The sequence below is a fragment of the Pseudomonas sp. ADAK21 genome (genome assembly GCF_012935735.1).
Classification (GTDB): domain Bacteria; phylum Pseudomonadota; class Gammaproteobacteria; order Pseudomonadales; family Pseudomonadaceae; genus Aquipseudomonas; species Aquipseudomonas proteolytica.
The window spans coordinates 2,251,623-2,271,771 of the sequence record NZ_CP052857.1 but is presented as its reverse complement, the minus strand read 5'-3'; the positions used below and the strand labels follow the sequence as shown (position 1 = coordinate 2,271,771).

Annotated in this window: 17 protein-coding genes; 8 read left to right on the top strand and 9 right to left on the bottom strand. The window is 61.9% G+C overall.

The window, feature by feature from the left end; all coding sequences use genetic code 11:
• The first annotated feature begins 111 nt into the window (after positions 1-111).
• The gene (locus HKK57_RS10315) at positions 112-1,056 is read left to right on the top strand and encodes a LysR family transcriptional regulator (protein WP_169390121.1); all 945 of its coding nucleotides are present in this window, start codon (positions 112-114) and stop codon (positions 1,054-1,056) included.
• 189 nt (positions 1,057-1,245) lie between these two features.
• Positions 1,246-2,850: an alkaline phosphatase family protein gene (locus tag HKK57_RS10310; protein ID WP_169390120.1), complete on the top strand. Its 1,605-nt coding sequence runs from the start codon at positions 1,246-1,248 to the stop codon at positions 2,848-2,850.
• A 136-nt stretch (positions 2,851-2,986) separates the two neighbouring features.
• Here HKK57_RS10310 and HKK57_RS10305 read toward each other — a convergent pair whose 3' ends face one another.
• Positions 2,987-3,892 carry a TauD/TfdA dioxygenase family protein gene (locus tag HKK57_RS10305; protein WP_029299503.1) on the bottom strand — a complete coding sequence of 302 codons (906 nt, stop codon included), beginning with the start codon at positions 3,890-3,892 and terminating at the stop codon, positions 2,987-2,989.
• A 181-nt stretch (positions 3,893-4,073) separates the two neighbouring features.
• Here HKK57_RS10305 and HKK57_RS10300 point away from each other — a divergent pair, with 181 nt between their 5' ends.
• Complete coding sequence (locus tag HKK57_RS10300; protein WP_029299502.1) at positions 4,074-4,994, top strand: LysR family transcriptional regulator; 921 nt, start codon at positions 4,074-4,076, stop codon at positions 4,992-4,994.
• Between the two features lie 344 nt (positions 4,995-5,338).
• On the opposite strand, the gene HKK57_RS10295 is transcribed toward HKK57_RS10300, so the two are convergent.
• Positions 5,339-6,340 carry an ABC transporter substrate-binding protein gene (locus HKK57_RS10295; RefSeq protein ID WP_169390119.1) on the bottom strand — a complete coding sequence of 334 codons (1,002 nt, stop codon included), beginning with the start codon at positions 6,338-6,340 and terminating at the stop codon, positions 5,339-5,341.
• A 287-nt stretch (positions 6,341-6,627) separates the two neighbouring features.
• Between HKK57_RS10295 and HKK57_RS10290 the strand changes: the two genes are divergently transcribed.
• Genes HKK57_RS10290 through HKK57_RS10280 form a run of 3 tightly spaced genes read left to right on the top strand, consistent with a single transcriptional unit; the run spans position 6,628 to position 10,664 of the window.
• Positions 6,628-8,226 carry an ABC transporter permease gene (locus HKK57_RS10290; protein WP_029299500.1) on the top strand — a complete coding sequence of 533 codons (1,599 nt, stop codon included), beginning with the start codon at positions 6,628-6,630 and terminating at the stop codon, positions 8,224-8,226.
• A complete protein-coding gene (locus HKK57_RS10285; protein ID WP_029299497.1) occupies positions 8,223-9,038 on the top strand; it encodes an ABC transporter ATP-binding protein in 816 nt (271 codons plus the stop codon). The genes HKK57_RS10290 and HKK57_RS10285 overlap by 4 nt, the downstream gene beginning before the upstream one ends.
• 15 nt (positions 9,039-9,053) lie before the next feature.
• Complete coding sequence (locus tag HKK57_RS10280; RefSeq protein ID WP_029299494.1) at positions 9,054-10,664, top strand: arylsulfatase; 1,611 nt, start codon at positions 9,054-9,056, stop codon at positions 10,662-10,664.
• Positions 10,665-10,792: 128 nt separating this feature from the next.
• On the opposite strand, the gene HKK57_RS10275 is transcribed toward HKK57_RS10280, so the two are convergent.
• Positions 10,793-11,479, bottom strand: a complete 687-nt coding sequence (locus HKK57_RS10275) for a Crp/Fnr family transcriptional regulator (RefSeq protein WP_154907963.1) — start codon at positions 11,477-11,479, stop codon at positions 10,793-10,795.
• Between the two features lie 83 nt (positions 11,480-11,562).
• Here HKK57_RS10275 and HKK57_RS10270 point away from each other — a divergent pair, with 83 nt between their 5' ends.
• The gene (locus tag HKK57_RS10270; RefSeq protein WP_029299490.1) at positions 11,563-12,087 is read left to right on the top strand and encodes an Mpo1 family 2-hydroxy fatty acid dioxygenase; all 525 of its coding nucleotides are present in this window, start codon (positions 11,563-11,565) and stop codon (positions 12,085-12,087) included.
• 126 nt (positions 12,088-12,213) lie between these two features.
• On the opposite strand, the gene HKK57_RS10265 is transcribed toward HKK57_RS10270, so the two are convergent.
• From HKK57_RS10265 to dibA, 6 genes are all read right to left on the bottom strand, one after another.
• Complete coding sequence (locus tag HKK57_RS10265; RefSeq protein WP_029299488.1) at positions 12,214-13,194, bottom strand: sulfate/molybdate ABC transporter ATP-binding protein; 981 nt, start codon at positions 13,192-13,194, stop codon at positions 12,214-12,216.
• Between the two features lie 3 nt (positions 13,195-13,197).
• On the bottom strand, positions 13,198-14,070 hold the full coding sequence (gene cysW / locus HKK57_RS10260) for a sulfate ABC transporter permease subunit CysW (RefSeq protein ID WP_029299486.1): 873 nt from the start codon (positions 14,068-14,070) through the stop codon (positions 13,198-13,200).
• A 13-nt stretch (positions 14,071-14,083) separates the two neighbouring features.
• The gene (gene cysT, locus HKK57_RS10255) at positions 14,084-14,902 is read right to left on the bottom strand and encodes a sulfate ABC transporter permease subunit CysT (protein ID WP_029299485.1); all 819 of its coding nucleotides are present in this window, start codon (positions 14,900-14,902) and stop codon (positions 14,084-14,086) included.
• 163 nt (positions 14,903-15,065) lie between these two features.
• Complete coding sequence (locus HKK57_RS10250) at positions 15,066-16,076, bottom strand: sulfate ABC transporter substrate-binding protein (RefSeq protein ID WP_029299484.1); 1,011 nt, start codon at positions 16,074-16,076, stop codon at positions 15,066-15,068.
• 75 nt (positions 16,077-16,151) lie between these two features.
• Positions 16,152-16,334, bottom strand: a complete 183-nt coding sequence (gene oscA / locus HKK57_RS10245) for a sulfur starvation response protein OscA (RefSeq protein WP_029299482.1) — start codon at positions 16,332-16,334, stop codon at positions 16,152-16,154.
• Between the two features lie 284 nt (positions 16,335-16,618).
• Complete coding sequence (dibA, locus tag HKK57_RS10240) at positions 16,619-18,529, bottom strand: phosphodiesterase DibA (RefSeq protein WP_169390118.1); 1,911 nt, start codon at positions 18,527-18,529, stop codon at positions 16,619-16,621.
• A gap of 165 nt (positions 18,530-18,694) precedes the next feature.
• On the opposite strand from dibA, the gene desA reads away from it, so the two are divergent.
• Complete coding sequence (gene desA / locus HKK57_RS10235) at positions 18,695-19,876, top strand: delta-9 fatty acid desaturase DesA (protein ID WP_169390117.1); 1,182 nt, start codon at positions 18,695-18,697, stop codon at positions 19,874-19,876.
• Positions 19,877-20,149 lie beyond the last annotated feature (273 nt).

Below are 20,149 nucleotides of genomic sequence, written 5' to 3'. Positions count from 1 at the left end.
AAAGTTATTTATTTATGTTTTTACAAACATTTACTGCATAAGAGATAGCCTTTATAAGGAGTCGACCTAATGCATAGCCAATGCATTTCCCCGATATTTTTAATGTGAAAAATGCATATCGACCTGCGCCAGCTCCGTCACTTCATCGCCCTCGCCGAACAGCGCAGTTTTGTCGCCGCCGCGACCACGGTGAACCTGTCGCAATCGGCCTTCAGCCGCAGCATCCAGGCCCTGGAGCACAGTGCCGGTTGCCAACTGGTGGATCGCGGGCGCAAGGACCTGGCCCCGACCAAACAAGGCCAGGTGCTGCTGGAACATGCGCGGCGCCTGGTCAGTGGCGCGCAGCAGTTGGCCAACGAGATCAGCCAGTTCAATGGCCTGGAAGCCGGCGAGCTGCGCTTCGGTTGTGGCCCGGCACCGGCAGCCGGCTTGATCCCGCGCGCCATCGGCAGCTTTATCGGGCGCTACCCCAAGGCTCGTGTGCAGTTCCAAGTGGATGATTGGCAAAGCCTGGGCAAGCGCCTGCTCAGTGAAGAGTTCGAGTTTTTTGTCGCCGACACCCGCCACTTCGAAGCCAACCCCGACTACCACACCCACCGCCTGCGCCCGCGCAAATGGCATTTCTGCTGCCGCAGCGGACACCCGCTGGCCCAGCGCGAAACTGTCAGCGCCGCCGAGTTGATGAGTTATCCCCTGGCCGTGACCATCCGCCCCCCGAACCTGCGCAAGGTCATCGTCGACCTCAGCGGCCGGCCCGACTACACGCCCAATGTCGAGTGCGAGAACGGCTACAGCCTGCTGGGGGTGGTGCTGCGTTCCGACGCCATCGGTATCGTCAGCGCCAACAGCGATGCGCTGCACCTGACCCGGGGCGAGCTTGTGCGCTTGACGATCGAGGGGTTGGCCGAGGACCTGGAGGAGCGCTACACCCGCTATGGCATCGTCAGCCGCGCCGGGTATCGGCTGTCACCGTTGGCCGAGGCGATGATCGAGCAGATCAAGCAGGTGGATGAGCAGGATGACGAGGTGTGTTCGCTGGAGAATTTTGCGGTCTGAGCCACCGCTATCGCAGGCAAGCCAGCTCCCACAATGGAATGCGATCAACCTGTAGGCGCTGGCTTGCCAGCGATGGCGCCAGTCGTCACACCCATGCACCAACTGCATAAACCCCATTCCCCAAATGCACTTGCCTCAACCCCCTCCAACCGGCGAAAACCCTCATCTGCCCCTCATCCGGTGACCCCCATGCCCCACGTGCGCAACGTGCTCTACATCATGTGCGACCAACTACGTCGCGATTACCTCTCCTGCTACGGCCACGCCCATCTGCACACCCCCAACATCGACCGCCTGGCCGCCGCTGGCGTGCGTTTCAGTCGCGCCTACACCCAGGGCACGATCTGCGGGCCGTCGCGCATGTCGGCCTATACCGGGCGCTATGTCAGCAGCCATCAGGTGGCCTGGAACGCGGTGCCGCTGCCCCTCGAAGAGCTGACCATCGGCGACTATCTGCGCCCCCATGGCATCCGCACCGCGCTGGTGGGCAAGACCCACGCCACGCCCAATCTCGATGCCCTGCAACGCCTGGATATCGACCCCGACAGCGCGCAGGCGCAGCCCCTCAATGAGGTGGGTTTCGAAGCGTATTTTCGCCATGACGGCATCTTCCCCGACAGCCCACTGTTCGCCGATAAACGCGAGTCCGCGCCCTATACCCATTACCTGCGCGCGCAAGGTTACGCCGGCACCAACCCTTGGCATGAATGGGCCAATGCCGCCGCCGGCGATGCCGGGGAGGTGCTGAGCGGTTGGCAGATGCGCAACGCCCACTTGCCGGCGCGGGTGGACGAGGCGCATTCGGAAACGGTCTACACCACCGACCGCGCCCTCGACTTTATCCACGAACAAGGCGAGCACCCCTGGTGCCTGCACCTGTCGTACATCAAGCCGCACTGGCCCTATATCGCGCCCGCGCCGTATCACGCGCTGTATGGCGTCGATCAGGTGCAGGCAGCGATTCGCGCCGAGCCTGGGCAAGCCAGCGATCACCCGGTATACCAAGCCTTCCGCCAACACCAGGAGAGCCTGAACTTTTCCCGCGATGAGGTGCGGCTGCGGGTGATTCCCACCTATATGGGCCTGATCAAGCAGGTGGATGACCAACTCGGTCGACTGTTCGATGCGCTGCAAAGCACAGGTCGCTGGGATGACACGCTGATTGTGTTCACCAGCGACCATGGCGACTTCCTCGGCGACCACCAACTGGGCGAAAAAGAGTTTTTGCTGGAGCCGGCGGTGGGTGTGCCGCTGATTGTCCGCGACCCACGCGCCGCGGCCGATATCAGCCGGGGCACGGTGGATCGGCGCCTGGTGGAAACCATCGACGCCCTGCCCACCTTCCTTGAGGCCCTGGGCTTGCCGAGCGCCGAGCATCGTCTGGAAGGCCGCTCATTGATCCCCCTGCTGCATGGGGTAGAAACGGACTGGCGCCGCTACGCCATCGCCGAATACGACTACGCGTTCCAGGCCCCGGCCCGCGAGCGCCTGGCGCAGCCGATCGATCGCTGCCGCATGACCATGGTGCGCAGCGAACGCTGGAAATACCTGGCCTATGACGGCTTTCGCGCGCAACTGTTCGACCTGGAAAACGACCCGCAGGAACTGCACGACCTGGGCGCAGACCCGGCGTACGCCCAGGTGCGCGAAGTGCATCAGGGTTATCTGTTCGAATGGCTACGGGGTTTGAAACGGCGCACCACCATCAGCCACGGGGAGATTGATCTGCGTGGCCAGCGGTTTCGCTATGGTGAGCCTGAGGCAGAGAAGGTGGTGCAGATCGGCGTCTGGTAAACGGGACGCGGACTTGTGTGGGAGCGGGCTTGCCCGCGATTGCGGTGGATCAGTCGACATAGGTGTTAACTGACATATCGCTATCGCGGGCAAGCCCGCTCCCACAGTGGATCTCCCACATTGGTTCGGTGGTGGGCTACAGGCCTTTGGTGGTCTGGCTGCGCTGCCCCTGCACGCTCACCGGCACATCGCCCTTGAGGGTCACGCGGCGCACGATGCGTTCCTGGGTGCCGTAGTCATCCACCGCGTAATGCTGGGTGGCGCGGTTGTCCCAGATCGCCACATCGCCGGTGCTCCAGCGCCAGCGCACGGTGTTTTCCAGGCGGGTGACGTGGCTTTGCAGCAGGTTGAACAGGTGTGCGGAATCGGCCTGCGAGTAACCCTTCAAGCGTTTGACGAAATGCCCCAGCAGCAGGGTTTTCTCGCCACTGACCGGGTGCACACGCACCACCGGATGCTCGGTCTCGTACACCGTCGAGGTGAAGATCTTGCGGTACTCCTCAAGCTTTTCCGGCGCCACATCCGGCTTGCGCGCGGCGTAGTCGTATTCGTTGCTGTGCACCGCCCACAGGGTGTCGGCCAGGGCCCGCACTTCGGCGGTCAAGTCGTTGTAGGCGCTGGCGGTGTTGGCCCAGACCGTGTCGCCACCCGATGCCGGCGCCAGCACCGAACGCAGGATCGAGGCCTTGGGGTAGGCATCGACGAAGGTCACGTCGGTGTGCCAGGAGTTGGCGCGCTGACCACGCCCGCCGTCCAGTTCCATCAGAAAACGCGTGCCATCGCGCACCGGTACCGTGGGGTGGGCAATCGGCTCGCCGAGCAAATGGGCGAACGCTTCCTGGCTCTGGTCATCGAGGTGCGCCTGCTCGCGAAAGAAGATCACCTTGTACTGCACCAGCGCTTGCTGGATGGCTTCGATGGTGGCGGCATCGAGGTCGCCGGACAGTTTGATGCCCCGGATCTCGGCGCCGATACGCCCAGCGACCGGGTGAATATCCAGCGCCAGGGCGACGGGTTGAACAGCGAGTGCGGCATTGCTCATTGGATGACCCTCATGTGTCTGCTTACGGTGGGGTGACGCTGCGCCAACGCTCTATTCATATGCAATTTAGGTCTAGCAAATGAACTAATGCTTCGTTGACGGAATAAGAGCTTGCATTTAAAACCTCAGCTCCCCTGGTCGCAAATGCCTTCGACCTATTTTTAAAATGCCGGGAAAGCATATGGATCTTCGCCAACTGCGCTACTTCATCGCCCTTAACGAACACCGCAGTTTTGTTCGCGCGGCCGACGCCATGGGCATCACCCAGCCGGCGTTCAGCCGTAGCATCCAGGGCCTGGAACAGGAGTTCGGCTGCGTGCTGGTAGACCGTGGCCACAAGGATTTGCGCCCCACGCCGGAGGGCCAGGTGGTGCTGCAACATGCCCTTAGCCTGGTGCACGGCGCCGCGCTGCTGAGCAGTGAAGTGACGCGCATGACCAAGCTCGACGCTGGCGAACTGCGCTTCGGTTGCGGCCCGGCGCCCGCCGTGAAACTGGTGCCGGATGCGGTGGCGCGTTTCGTCAACGCGCACCCGAAAATCCGCACGCGGTTCCAGGTGGATAACTGGGAAACCCTGAGCCGCAGCCTGAGCCGGGAAGAGATCGAATTCTTTATCGCCGACATCCGTCAGTTCGAAGCCGACCCGAACTTCCAGACCCAGGCGCTGACGCCCAAGCGTGGGGTGTTTTTCTGCCGGCCGGGGCACCCGCTGCTGGCCAAGGACAGCCTCTCGACCAACGACATGTTCGACTACCCGCTGGCGTCGCCGCTGATCTCCCAGGGCATTCGCAAACTGCTGGCGAACCTCAGTGGGCGCATGGACTTTTCACCGAGCATCCAGACCGAGCACTTTGCGGCGCTGGTGAAGATCGTGTTGCAGTCCAACGCCATCGGCGTGGGCACCGAGGAAGCCTTTGCCGAGGACATCGCCCGCGGCGCGCTGGTGCTGCTGCACTGGCGCAACCTGCCGCAGAACATGGAGACCATGAGCGCGCGTTGCGGGATAGTCAGCCGCACCGGCTCACGCTTGTCGCCGGCGGCCAAGGCGATGATCGAGACGTTGGTGGCGGTGGATCGCCAGGAAGTGGATGTGGCGGTCTGAAGGGCGCCATCGCAGGCAAGCCAGCTCCCACATTTGACCGCATTCCAATGTGGGAGCTGGCTTGCCTGCGATGAGCATAGGTATCTACACAACTTTCAGAAACTGACGACCTCCCCTGTGGCGAGCGGGCTTGCCCCGCGCTGGGCTGCGAAGCAGCCCTAAACCCGGCCATCGCGGTTTATCTGAAGAAACGCGGCGGGCTTTTTGGGGCTGCTTCGCAGCCCAGCGCGGGCGATGCGGCGTTCCGACAAGCCCGCTCGCCACAATAGCCCTCTCTGCACGGGTTTATGCGCTGCGGCAAATTTGTGTAGGCTGCGATGAGGCCAGTTCATGCGCCGTAGATTTCAGATCCCAGCCGCAGCCAACCCCGGCACCACCCAATCACTGACCTGGAACGGCTTGCGAATCAGCCGCTCCTTCGACGCCAGATCCACCGCATCCTGCAGCTTGCCCAGGAACACCGGATCCAGGGTCGATGGGAAAATCTCGCTGAGTTTCTGGTCCTTCAAATCATTGGTCAGAATCACCGGCGGATAACTCGCCAGCCCCGACACCAGCTCGATATACGCCTGCTTGTTGTTGTCATCGGTCAACCACTGCACCGCCTGCTGCTGGGCCTTGAGCAGCTTGGCCACCACCTCGGGATGGGCGTCGACAAACTTGCCACTGCCCACCAGCACCGCCTGCACGCTGCCCGCGCCACCCAGGTCCTTGGTGGTCAGGGGGATTTCGGCCAGGCCCTTGGCCTGCAGTGAACTCAGGTTCGACCCGCCCCAGGTCGCATCGATCTGTTTGGCGGCCAGGGCGGCCACGGCGGCGTTGAAGTCCAGGTTGATGATTTTCAGGTCCTTTTCACTCAAGCCCTGGCTGGCCAGGGCGCCGTTGAGGGACAGTTGGGTGGCCGTGCCGCGAAACACCGCCACGCGCTTGCCCTTCAGGTCCTGCAAGGTTTTGATCCCCGAACCCGGCACCACGCCCAGGTACTGTTTCACCCCGCGAGCGGTGGCGCTCAGCAGCCGGGTGTCGAGGCCATTGGAGCGGCCGATGATCGCGGCCAGGTCGCCCAGGTAAGCCAGGTCTACCTGGTCGTTGGCGAAGGCTTCATTGATCACGGGGCCGGCGCCCTTGAAGTAATTCCACTGGATCTTGATGCCTTGGTCGGCGAAGGCTTTTTCGAAGATCTGCTGGCTCCTCAATACATCCGTCAGGCCGCCCCCACTGTTCTGGGTGCCGGCGCTCAGGTCGGGCACGGCAATACGGATTTCCTTGAGGTCGGCGGCGTGCACCAACCCGGCGAGCGCAGTGCCGGCGACCAAGGTGATCAAGCGTTTAAAGGGCAGTTTCATGGGGTGTGCTCCTGTGGGCGACGGTGGCCTGGGGAGCAGAAAGTACGCACAACGGGAACAAAACTTTAAATACTATAAATTCACTATTTAATAGCTTTTTGGACTATGCAGCCGCAGACGCCGGTTCCAGAGGGTTATGCATCAACAGCATGGAAAATATTCTTCAAATGCATTGGATGCGTGTCGGGCAGAGGCTTTAAATGGTTTTTCTTATCCCTAAATAATCTTGATTGTTTATTTATAAGATCAAAATCACATAACAAACCTGCCGACCACGGAGGTCTTCCATGGCCCGAATCTCACTGTTGAGCCTGCCCCTGGCCGCTACGCCAAAGGGCGAGCAGACCCATTGGCCGAACCTGAGTGAACGCCTGCTGCCATGGTTGCTGCCACTCACGCTGTTTGCGCTGTGGTGGCTGGCCAGCCGTCAGCATTGGATGAGTGAACAAATCCTGCCGGCGCCCGCGCTGGTCTGGAGCAGTGCCGTGGAATTGGCCGGCGGCGAGTTGTGGAGCCACTTGGCGATCAGCCTGCAACGGCTGTTCTGGGGGCTGTTGGCCGGCATCGGGGCCGGGGCGTTACTGGGCGCGCTGCTGGGCTTTAGTGCCCGTGCCGAACGCCTGGTGTTCCCGACGTTCAGCGCCCTGTCGCAAGTCCCGACCCTGGCGTGGATCCCGCTGTTCATGGTGTTTTTCGGGATTGGCGAAACCCTCAAGCTGGTGGTGCTGGTCAAGGCGATTGTGGTGCCCGTGACCCTGCACACCCTGGTCGGCGTGCGCGATGCCCAGCCCGGTTTGCGCGAGGCCGCACGCGTGCTGCGCTTGCCCAGCCACCTGTTGATCCGTCGGCTGATCCTGCCCGCCGCACTGCCCGCGTTCATGGCCGGGGTACGCCTGGCCCTGGCCGCCGGCTGGACCTCGCTGCTGGCCGTGGAGCTGCTGGCCTCCAGCGAAGGCATCGGCTACCTGATGGTCTGGGCGCGGCAGTTGTTCATGCTCGATATCGTGTTTGTGTGCATCGTGGTGATCGGGGTGCTGGGCGTGGCGATGGATCGCGGCATTGGCTGGCTGGATCGCAAGTGGGTGCATTGGCCCCATCCGGCTACCGCGCAGATCCGCCGTGGCCCGCGCTACCAAGGCTGGCAACGCCTGCAACCCTGGTTGCTGCCCCTGAGCCTGTTGGCGCTGTGGCAGTCAGCGACGGCCCTGGACTGGGTCGATCCCAATATCCTGGTCAGCCCTTGGACCGTGCTGTACACCACCGCCAGCGGCGTATTCGATGGCAGCCTGCTCAGCGCCCTGGGCAAAAGCCTGGGACGCACCTTGAGCGGTTTGCTCCTCGGCGGCGGGCTGGGTTTTGCCCTTGGTCTGTTGTTGGGCCTGTCGCGCCGCAGTGAGCGAGTGCTCGGCCCGACCCTGGCGGCCCTGCGCCAGATCGCGATCTTTGCCTGGGTGCCGCTGCTCACCGCCTGGTTCGGCCTGGGGGAGTTGGCCAAGTCGGTGTTTATCGCCCTGGCCGCGTTTTTCCCGCTGTTCATCGCCACTCAACGCAGCGTGCTGAACCTCTCGCCGCAGCTCAATGAAGCCGCCCAGGTGCTGCGCCTGAGCCTGGCCTTGCGCCTGCGTCGCCTGGTGTTGCCAGGGGCGGCGGCGGGGATTTTCGCCGGGCTGCGCCTGAGCCTGATCTACGCCTGGCTGGGCACCATCGGCGCCGAATATTTCATGCCGTCCAATGGCGGCATCGGCAGCCTGATGATCGGCGCCCAACAGCTGCTGCGCATGGACCTGATCATGAGCGGCATGCTGCTGGTCGGTCTCACCGGCGCGGCACTCAACCTTATCGGCCAACGCATCGAAACCCGCGCCACGCGCTGGAGACACGCATGACTGCACCTATTGTCAGCTTCAACCATGTGGGCAAGACCTTTGACGTCGATGGCTTCGAGCTGGAGGCCATCCGCGAATTCAACCTGGATATCGCCGAAGGCGAGTTCGTCGCGATTGTCGGGTCCAGTGGCTGCGGCAAATCCACGTTGCTGCGCCTGCTGATCGGCCTGGACACGCAGTTTCGCGGCGAGATCCGCGTCGATGGCAAGGCCGTGGAAGGCATCGGCGGCGAGCGCGGCATCGTGTTCCAGGAACACCGTCTGTTCCCATGGCTGACGGTCGCGCAAAACATCGGCCTGGGCCTGGTCAACGAGCCGTTGAGCGAGGCCCAGCGCCAACAGCGCATCAGCGATTTTATCGAGCTGGTCGGCCTCACCGATTTCACCCGCGCCTACCCGCACCAATTGTCTGGCGGCATGGCACAACGGGTGGCGATCGCCCGTGGCCTGGTGGCCAGCCCGCGCATTCTGCTGCTGGACGAGCCCTTCGGCGCCCTCGACGCCCTGACCCGCCAACAGATGCAGGATGAGCTGCTGGCGATCCGTGCCCGCGCGAAGATCACCACAGTGCTGGTGACCCACGATGTGGAAGAGGCGATTTTCCTCGCCGACCGTGTGGTGGTGATGGAGCCCCGGCCTGGGCGGATCAAGCAGGTGGTGGATATCGCCCTGCCCCATCCGCGCCAGCGCAGCAGCTTTGACTTCCACCAATTGCGCGAAGAACTGCTGCACGAACTGATCAGCGACGACCACTACCAACCGCCGCTGCCGGAGCAGATCCGTGACCTGCCCCTGGCCTTTATTGCCTGCTGATTGAGGAGTGTCTTGATGCCGCAACGTCCCAACTTTCTAGTGATCCTGGCCGATGACATGGGCTTCTCCGACCTCGGCGCATTTGGCGGGGAAATCGCCACGCCGCACCTGGATGCCCTGGCGCTGAACGGCCTGCGCCTGACCGACTTTCACACCGCGCCCACCTGCTCGCCGACCCGTTCGATGCTGCTCACCGGTACCGACCACCATATCGCCGGGATCGGCACCATGGCCGAGGCGCTGACCCCGGAGCTGATCGGCAAGCCGGGCTACGAAGGCTACCTCAACGACAAGGTGGTGGCCCTGCCCGAACTGCTGCGCGAGGCCGGTTACCAGACCTTGATGAGCGGCAAATGGCACCTGGGGCTGACGGCGGAACTGGCGCCCCACGCCCGTGGTTTCGAGCGTTCGTTCTCGCTGTTGCCGGGGGCGGCCAACCACTATGGTTTCGAGCCGCCCTACGACGCCAGCACGCCCGGGCTGCTCAAATCCACCCCGGCGCTGTACATCGAGGACGACACCTTCGTCGAGCAATTGCCCGAGGGCTTCTACTCCTCGGATGCCTTTGGCGACAAGCTGCTGCAGTACCTCAAGGAGCGCGACCAGGCCCGGCCCTTTTTTGCCTACCTGCCGTTTTCCGCGCCGCACTGGCCGCTGCAGGCGCCGGTGGAGATCGTCGATAAATACCGTGGCCGCTACGACGCTGGCCCCGAGGTACTGCGCCTGGAGCGCCTGGCAAAACTCAAGGCCCTGGGGCTGATCGATGCCGACGTCGAGCCCCATCCGCTGATCGAGCTGAACACCCAATGGGCGGCTTTGAGCGATGAACAACGCCAGGTCTCGGCGCGGGCCATGGAGGTTTATGCGGCGATGGTCGAGCGCATGGACTGGAACATTGGCCGGGTGGTGGAGTACTTGCGCCAGCAGGGGCAACTGGACAATACCTTTATCCTTTTCATGTCCGACAACGGTGCCGAGGGCGCGCTGCTGGAAGCCTTCCCCAAGTTCGGCCCCGAGCTTTTGACCTACCTCAACCAGCACTACGACAACAGCCTGGGCAATATCGGCCGCGCCAATTCCTATGTCTGGTATGGGCCATCGTGGGCCCAGGTGGCGACGGCACCTTCACGCCTGTTCAAGGCCTTCACCACCGAAGGCGGGATTCGTGTGCCGGCGCTGGTGCATTACCCGCAGTTGGCACTTAAGGGGCAGATCAGCCATGGCTTCGGCACGGTGATGGACATCACCCCGACCATTCTCGACCTGGCCGGCGTGCGTCACCCCGGCAAACAGTGGCGCGGCAAGCCGATTGCACCGCTGCGGGGCAAGTCGTGGCTGGGCTTTTTGTCTGGGGAAACCGCGCAGGTGCACGACGAACATACCGTCACCGGCTGGGAGCTGTTCGGACGCCGGGCGATTCGCCAGGGGCAATGGAAGGCGGTGTATATCCCGGGGCCCGTAGGGCCGGCGACCTGGCAGTTGTATGACCTGGGGCGTGATCCTGGGGAGATCCATGACCTGGCCGTGAGCCAGCCGGAAAAGCTGGCGACCTTGATTGGGCACTGGCAGCAGTATGTGGAGGAAACGGGGGTGGTGCTCAGTGCTTCGCCGTTTCAGCCGGACTGAGGTTTTGTAGTGTCTGGTAGGGCCCTTTCGCGAGCAAGCCCGCTCCCACATTCGACCGCATTCCAAAGAATGTACTCGGTCAAGTGTGGGAGCGGGCTTGCTCGCGAAGAGGCCTCCCCTGGCACCACTTAACCCTGCGCCATCTCCCGCAACCTCAGGACGTCGAGAATCTCAATCTCCCCATACCCCAACCGCACAACCCCCTGCTCTTGCAACGCCTTGAGCAGCGTATTGGTCGTCTGGCGCGATACCCCCAGCATCGCCGCCAAGTCCTCCTGCGCCAATTGCACCACACGCCGCGAGCCATCGATCTCGCCATAACCCTCGGCGATCATCCACAACCGATGGGCTACCCGCACTGACGCGGGCGCAAGGCTCAACTGCTCGATATTGATAAAGCTCAGCCGCAACTTCTGGCTCATCAGCAAGGCCATGTCCCGCCAATAGGCCGGGCTTTGCGCAAGCAGTTGCAGCATCGCCGCCTGCGGTACCTGCAACAGGGTGCAAGGCCCGACCGCGCACGCGTCGTGGGTGCGCGGCAGGCCGTCGAACACAGCGATTTCACCGAACCAGAAAGGCGCCTGCGCCAGGCTCAACAACGCCTCCTTGCCTTGCTCGTTCACCGCGCTGATGCGCAGGCTGCCCTCCAGCACCGCGTACAGGCCGCACGGTGGGTCGCCACGCTTGAACAGCACCTGCCCCGCCGTCAGCTGCCGCACGCGGGCGTGGGCCAGCAGACTATGCTGCAAGGGAGCAGGCAGATGACGGTACCAGTGGCCGCTGGACAGCCGTCCATGCCAAGACTCTGCGTCCATGAGAACTCCAAAGATTGTCGCCCAGTTGACAGTTTGTCGCAGTCCTACAGGGCATGATCAAGCATCCTACAGGAGGAATAACAATGAAAAGCCTCGTCGACCATCTGAGCCAATACGCCGCCTACCACCGCGACCCGCGCAACATCGCCAGCCACTTTATCGGCATCCCCATGATCGTCGTCGCCGTCGCCGTGCTGCTATCACGCCCCGAATGGACAGTGGCCGGCCTATGGCTGTCGCCGGCGGTGTTGCTGGCGTTGTTTTCTGCGGGGTTCTACCTGCGCCTGGAACTGGCGCTTGGGGTGTTGATGAGCGTGCTGATGGGCTTGTCGGTTTGGGCTGGGCATGTGCTGGCAGCGCAAAGCACGCTGGTGTGGCTCAGCAGCGGTATCGGCCTGTTTGTGGTGGGCTGGGTGATCCAGTTTGTCGGCCATTACTACGAAGGGCGCAAGCCTGCGTTCGTCGACGACGTGTCCGGGCTGATCGTGGGGCCGTTGTTTGTGGTGGCGGAACTGGCGTTTCTGGTGGGGTTGCGCCATGAGCTCAAGCGGCAGATCGAGGAGCGGTCGGGGCCGGTGGCCGTGCGTCACAAGAACGCCACGGCCTGAGAGGCACCGGTAATCCCAATGTGGGAGCGGGCTTGCTCGCGAAAGCGCCGGTTCAGTCGGTACATTCAGTGACTGAACCACCGCTTTCGCGAGCAAGCCCGCTCCCACAGGTTTTTTGCAATCTTTTTAAGCCTTTTGCCAGACCTTGGGCTTGAAGAACAACGTCGCGCCCCGCGCCAGCCCGGTGAGGCTGTCGTGGTCCTTCACCACTTCGGCTTCGATCAGTTCGCTCTGGCCTTCGACCTTCAGCGTGATCCGCGTGGTGGCGCCCAGCGGGCGGATGTCGCGCACTTGCGCGGCGTGGTGGTCTTCCAGTTCATGGCGTGACAACGACACCTCGTGCGGGCGGAACAGTACGTGCTGGTCTTCGCCCAGGTGCAGGCGGTTGGAGTCGCCCAGGAAGTGATAGACGAAATCGCTGGCCGGGTTTTCGTAGACGTCGCCCGGTGAGCCGATCTGCTCGATCACGCCCTTGTTCATCACCACGATCCGGTCGGCGACTTCCATGGCTTCTTCCTGGTCGTGGGTCACGAACACCGAGGTCAGGTTGATGTCCTCGTGCAGCCGCGCCAACCAACGACGCAGCTCCTTGCGCACCTTGGCATCCAGGGCGCCGAAGGGTTCGTCGAGCAGCAGCACCTTGGGCTCCACCGCCAGGGCACGGGCCAGGGCGATACGCTGGCGTTGGCCGCCGGAGAGTTGTTCCGGGTAGCGATCCGACAACCAGTCCAGTTGCACCATGTTCAGCAACTCGTGAACCTTGGCCGCGATCTGGGTTTCGTTCGGGCGCTGGCTCTTGGGTTTCATGCGCAGGCCGAATGCGACGTTGTCGAATACGGTCATGTGGCGGAACAGCGCGTAGTGCTGGAACACAAACCCGACGTTGCGATCACGCACATCATGGCCGGACACGTCTTCGCCGTGAAACACGATGCTGCCGGCGTCCGGGGTTTCCAGGCCGGCAATGATGCGCAGCAAGGTGGTCTTGCCGCAGCCGGAGGGGCCCAGCAACGCCACCAGCTCGCCACTCTGGATATCCAGGTTGATGCTGTCCAGGGCCTTGAAGGCGTTGAAGTTCTTGCTGACGTTACGGACTTCGATCGACATGACTTATTCCTCAGCCGCACCGGCGCGCAGGCGGTTAATTCGGTTCTCGCTCCACTGCTTGAGCAGCAGGATGAAGAGCGCCAGGATCAGCAACAGACTCGCCACCGCAAACGCAGCGACGTGGTTGTATTCGTTGTAGAGAATCTCGACGTGCAGCGGCAAGGTGTTGGTCACGCCGCGAATGTGGCCGGACACCACCGACACCGCGCCAAACTCACCCATTGCCCGCGCAGTACACAGCACCACGCCGTAGATCAGGCCCCACTTGATGTTCGGCACGGTGACATGCCAGAACATCTGCCAGCCATTGGCGCCCAGCAGGCGCGCGGCTTCTTCTTCCTGGGTGCCCTGCTCCTGCATCAGCGGGATCAACTCGCGGGCCACGAATGGCACGGTGACGAAGATGGTCGCCAGTACGATGCCCGGCAAGGCAAAGACGATCTGGATATCGTGATCCTGCAACCACGGCCCGAAGAAGCCCTGGGCGCCGAACATCAGCACGTAGACCAGGCCGGCGATCACCGGCGAGACCGAGAACGGCAGGTCGATCAGGGTCACCAGCATGCTCTTGCCACGGAACGAGTACTTGCTCACGCACCAGGCCGCACTGACGCCGAATACCAGGTTGAGCGGTACCGAGATCAGCACCGCAATCACCGTCAGCTTCAAGGCCGACAGCGCATCCGGCTCGAAGATCGCGGCAAAGAATGCGCCGAGGCCGAGCTTGAGGCCCTGGGACACCACGATAAACAGTGGCAACAGCAAGAACAGGGCGAAGATCAGCCAGCCAAGGCCGATCAGGATACGTCGCGACACCGCACTGCCACGGCGGGCAGCATTGGCCGAAGACGCGGCGGAAATAGACGATTGGGACATGTTCCGCGCCTCCTTATGGGTGTTCGATGCGCCGCTGCAACAAGTTGATCAGCAGCAGCAGGACAAAGGAAACCACCAGCATCAGCACGCCGATGGAGGTAGCGCCGGTGTAGTCGTATTGGTCGAGCTTGACCATGATCAGCAACGGCAGGATCTCGGTTTTCATCGGCATGTTGCCGGCGATGAAAATCACCGAGCCGTACTCACCCACGCCTCGGGCAAACGCCAGGGCAAACCCGGTCAGCCAGGCCGGCAGCAGCGCCGGCACGAGGATGTAGCGGAACACTTGCAAGGGCTTGGCGCCGAGGCAGGCGGCGGCTTCTTCGATTTCCCGGGGGATATCGGCCAAGACCGGCTGCACGGTACGCACCACGAAGGGCAAGGTGACGAAGGTCAGGGCCAGGGTGATGCCCAGGGGGGTGTAGGCGATCTTGAAGCCCATGTCGGTGGCGAACTGGCCAACCAGGCCGGACGGCGCGTACAGCGCGGTCAGCGCAATACCGGCCACGGCGGTGGGCAGGGCGAACGGCAGGTCGATCATCGCGTCGATGATCTTGCGCCCGGGGAAGGTGTAGCGCACCAGCACCCAGGCCAGCAGCGTACCGATCACGCCGTTGATCAGCGCGGCGTACAGGGCCGTACTGAAGCTCAGCTTCAACGCCGCCCACACGCGCGGCGCCGAGATGATGGCCCAGAACTGATCCCAGGTGAGTTGGGCGGCGTGGACGAACATGGCCGCCAGCGGTATGAGCACAATCAGGCTGAGGTACACCAAGGTGTAACCCAGCGTCAGCCCGAAGCCGGGTATGACGGGGGAGATACGACGCGACATAAAAGTCCTTGGTTAACAGGTAGATACCACTGCAAGAACAAACCTTTGTGGGAGCCTGGCTTGCCCGCGATGCAGGCACCTCGGTGTATCAGTTACACCGCGGTGATGCTATCGCGGGCAAGCCCGGCTCCCACAGAAAGCTCACGCCTGGCAGCAGTGTGGCTTACTGCGCCGTGTAGATCTGGTCGAACACGCCACCGTCATTGAAGAATTTCGGTTGGGCAGTTTTCCAGCCGCCGAAGTCTTTGTCGATAGTCACCAGGTCCAGTTTCGGGAACTGCTGGGCGTATTTGGCGGCCACATCCTTGTCACGCGGGCGGTAGAAGTTCTTTGCCGCGATCTCCTGGCCAGCCGGGCTGTACAGGTGGTTGAGGTACGCCGTGGCGATTTCGGTGTTGCCCTTTTTCTCGGCGTTCTTGTCGACCACGGCCACGGGTGGCTCGGCGAGGATCGACAGGGACGGCACGATGATGTCGAACTTGTCGGCACCGCCATCTTCCTTGAGGGCCAGGAACGCTTCGTTTTCCCAGGCCAGCAACACGTCACCCTGACCGTTGTTGACGAAGGTAATGGTCGAGCCGCGCGCACCGGTGTCGAGGATCGGCACGTGCTTGAACAGCTCCTTCACGTATTCCTGAGCCTTGGCTTCGCTGCCACCGGCCTTGAGGCCATAGGCCCAGGCGGCGAGGAAGTTCCAGCGGGCACCGCCGGAGGTTTTCGGGTTCGGCGTGATCACCGACACGTCATTCTTGATCAGGTCGCCCCAATCCTTGATGCCTTTGGGGTTGCCCTTGCGCACCAGGAACACGATGGTCGAGGTGTAGGGCGTGCTGGCCTCAGGCAGGCGGGTCTGCCAGTTCTCCGGCAGGGTCTTGCCCAGCTTGGCAATTTCGTCGATGTCGCCGGCCAGGGCCAGGGTTACCACGTCGGCGCGCAGGCCGTCGATCACCGCCCGGCCTTGCTTGCCCGAACCACCGTGGGACTGCTGGATCTTCACGTTGTCGCCAGGGTGTGCCTTTTTCCAGAAGCTGGTGAATTCGGCGTTGTAGTCCTGGTACAGCTCACGGGTAGGATCGTAGGAAACGTTGAGCAGCTCGTAATCCTTGGCCACTGCGGAACCGGCAAACACGGCGCTGGCCAGGGCGGCCAGGGCATAACGGCGAATCGACGACATAGACAAGCTCCTGAAATTCTTGGGTGTTGGCTTTTCTTATAAGTACGGGTCCCGCAATCGAAGCGCCGTGTTGCCTCAGCTCGGTTTGTTGCCCGGGCTCTGCAAGCGGAATTTCTCTTTGCGTTCGATCTGCACCACTTGGGCGTTGTGTACGGTGATTTCCACTGCGCCGAAACGCAGGTCACGCAATGCGCTTTGGATCTCGCGCAAAATGGCTGCTTCGTCCTGGCCGTCAACGCTGCGTAGAGATGCGCTCATGGTCGTGCTCCTGAAATGAGAAGTGCCTGGCAGTGGCGGCACTGCTTGCGGCGTGAGAGCGATAGTAGATAAGCGCGGATATTCTTAAAAATACTATTTAAGAATGTTTATATAACCAGAAAGAATTTTCAGGCAGGGCATGACGTTACGGCGTGCGCACATATAAATGTGGGAGCGGGCTTGCCCGCGATGGCGGAGTGTCAGCCAATAAATCTGGCACTGATACACCGCTATCGCGGGCAAGCCCGCTCCCACATTTACTGTATTGCGGCCCCGCAGAGAGGTCAGCGGATAGCCGGGGCCCGGGCCCAATCAATGTCCGCCGCCAGCATCGGCCGCCCAAACCAGTAGCCCTGGCCGAGGTCGCACTGGTGATTGAGCAGGAACCGCGCCTGTTCCATCTGTTCGATGCCTTCGGCATGCACTTGCATGCCCATGCTCTGCGCCAAGGCGATGACCACCCGCACAATCGCCGCGTCGTCTTCATCCCACGGCAGGCCGGCGACGAAGCCCTGGTCGATTTTCAACTTCTGCACCGGCAGGCGCTTGAGGCGCAGCAGTGACGAATAGCCGGTACCAAAATCATCGATGGCCAGGCTCAGGCCCAGCTCGCGCAGGCGGTGCAGCTGTTCCAGGGCCACTTCCGGGTCATCCATCACCGCGCTTTCGGTGACTTCCAGTTCCAGCTTCGCCGGGTCCAGGCCGGTGTCGTGCAGCACCTTGGCGACCTGCTCGTACAGTTCGTGGCGGCCAAACAGTCGGCTGGAAACATTTACCGCGAGGAACGACAGCGTTTTGCCTTCCTCCAGCCATCGGCACATCTGGCGACAGGCTTGGTCCATGACCCAGGCATCGATCTCGGCGATCAAGCCGGTGCGTTCGGCGATCGGGATAAATTCCGCAGGCGGCACCAGCCCACGCTGCGGGTGCTGCCAGCGCACCAAGGCCTCGACGCCAATCAGGGCGCTGGTTTGCAGATCGTGAACGGGCTGGTAATAGACGCGAAGTTCATGCTGATCCAGGGCTCGGCGCAGTTCGTTGCCGACCTCGATCCGGTTCTGCGCGTGGGCGGTCAGTTCCTCGGTGTACAAGGCAAAGCCTTCACGCCCGGAACTCTTGGCCTTGAACAAAGCGGAGTCAGCGTTGCGCAACAGTTGTTCGGCACTCAAGGCGTCGCTGGGGAACAGGCTGATGCCAATACTCACGCTGACAAATAATTGGTGACCGTCGAACACGAACGGCAGCTTCATGCTGTCGATAATCCGCTGGGCCAGGGCCGCAGCCTGGACCACCTGTGGACAACTTTCCGCCAGCACCGCGAATTCATCGCCGCCCAGGCGTGCGAGGGTCACGCCGGGGCCGAACAGGCCTTGCAGGCGCTCGCCCACGGCCTTGAGTAACTGGTCGCCTACATTGTGGCCAAGGCTGTCGTTGATGATTTTGAAATGGTCCAGATCCAGCATCAGCAGCGCGCAGCCACGCTTGTGGATCTGCGCCGAGGCCAGCGCCTGCTCGGCGCGGTCGGTGAACAGCAGGCGATTGGGCAGGTCGGTCAACGGGTCGTGGTGAGCCAGATGGGCCAGTTCGCGCTCGGAATGCTTGATCGCGCTGATGTCGGAGAACACTGCAACGTAATGGCTGATCTGGCCCTGGTCATCATGGATGACGCGGATGGTTTGCCACTGTGGGTAAATTTCCCCGCTTTTACGGCGGTTCCAGATCTCGCCGCTCCATTCCCCGTCTTGGTTGAGTGTGCGAAACATCTGCTCATAAAAAGCTGGCGAATGACGACCGGACTTGAACAGGCTCGGCTGTCGACCCATCACGTCATCTACCTGGTAACCGGTGATTTCGATGAAGGCGCGGTTGACGTGCACAATCCGCCCGCGGGCGTCGGTGACCAGCACCCCTTCGCGGGTGCAATCGAACACTGCCGCTGCCTGGCGCAGGCGCTCGCGGTTTTCTTTCAACGGTTGCTGGATACGGTGGGTACGGGCGCTGCGGGCGCACAACAAGAAGATAAACAGGGCACTGAGAACCACCCACAGGTAGCCGCGCAGCATCTGCCAGTGGACTATTTCCCTGGGTTCATCGATGAAATTGATAAATACCTGCTGACTGAGCTGTATCCACAAGACGGAAATCAGCAAGTACACCAGCCCCGCACGTAGGGCACCTCGGTATGAAAGCAGCATATGACTAGTAATCCTTACTAAAAAACAGAATCGCCCTACAAAGGCTGCGGATTATAGAATAAGTAACATCTCGTCACTCCTATTCAAAAGGGCGACTGGTTTTATCTGTACGCTTAGTGATAATGCGTGAGCTGTTCTTTTCTTTATCTGAGGGCCATACAGCCTATGTGGTACAACGGTTTTCTTGACTTGTCAGCCTGGCAACTGGTGGCAGTCACTCTGTTGATGACCCACGTGACCATCATCGGTGTCACGGTCTATCTACACCGCTATTCAGCCCACCGCTCCCTGGAGCTCAATGCTGGCCTGAAACACTTCTTCCGCTTCTGGCTGTGGTTGACCACGGCGCAGAACACCCGCGAGTGGACCGCCATCCACCGCAAACACCACGCCAAATGCGAAACCGTCGACGATCCCCATAGCCCGGTGATCAAGGGCCTGTCCACGGTCCTGCGCAAAGGGGCCGAGCTGTACCGCGCCGAGGCGGAAAACCCCGAGACCCTGCGCATCTACGGCAAGAACTGCCCGGACGACTGGATCGAGCGCAAACTCTACACCCGTTATCCGCTGCTGGGCGTGGCCCTGATGGGCATCATCGACGTGCTGCTGTTCGGCACCATCGGCATCACCATCTGGGCGATCCAGATGATGTGGATCCCCTTCTGGGCCGCCGGTGTGATCAACGGCCTGGGGCATGCCATCGGCTATCGCAACTTCGAATGCCGCGACGCGGCGACCAACCTGGTGCCGTGGGGCATCATCGTCGGTGGCGAAGAGCTGCATAACAACCATCACACCTACCCCAACTCCGCCAAGCTGTCGGTGAAAAAGTGGGAATTCGACCTGGGCTGGGCATGGATCAAGGTGTTCAGCTTCCTGCGCCTGGCCAAGGTTCAGCGGGTCGCGCCGATTGCCCACCGGGTCGAAGGCAAGGGCCACCTGGACATGGACACCGCCATGGCGATCCTCAACAACCGCTTCCAGATCATGGCCCAGTACCGCAAGTTGGTGATCGCGCCGTTGGTCAAGCAGGAACTGGAAAAGGTCGATCACTCGGTACGCCACCAGTTCCACCGCGCCAAGCGCCTGCTGTCGCGCGAGACCAGCCTGCTGGATGAGCGCCACCACCTGCGCATCCAGAGCATGCTGGAGCACAGCCAGGCCTTGAAAGTGATCTACGAAAAGCGCCTGGCGCTACAGCAGATCTGGCTCAAGACCAGCAGCAACGGGCATGACATGCTCGCGGCAATCAAGGAATGGGTGCACGAGGCCGAGGCCAGCGGGATCCAGTCCCTGCGCGACTTTGCCCACCAGTTGAAAACCTACTCCCTGCGTCCCACCGCCTGACCTCTGCAGGAGCCGGCTTGCCGGCGATGAGGCCTTTGAACTGTGCAGCAGATTCAAGGCCGCCATCGCTGGCAAGCCAGCTCCTGCAAGGCCCGGGTATGTTTCCAGTTGGCGCCCACAGTTTTTTGGCGTCATTTCACAGTCGCCGAATATTCCCTCTCAATCGCGACTGATAACGGAACTTAGCTGCAATTCCCCTCTCTCAAACAACACTTCGCCATCCTGGCGGGCTTGTTTTGACTGCTGTTCGATGCTGCGGCATGTCCAGAGAGA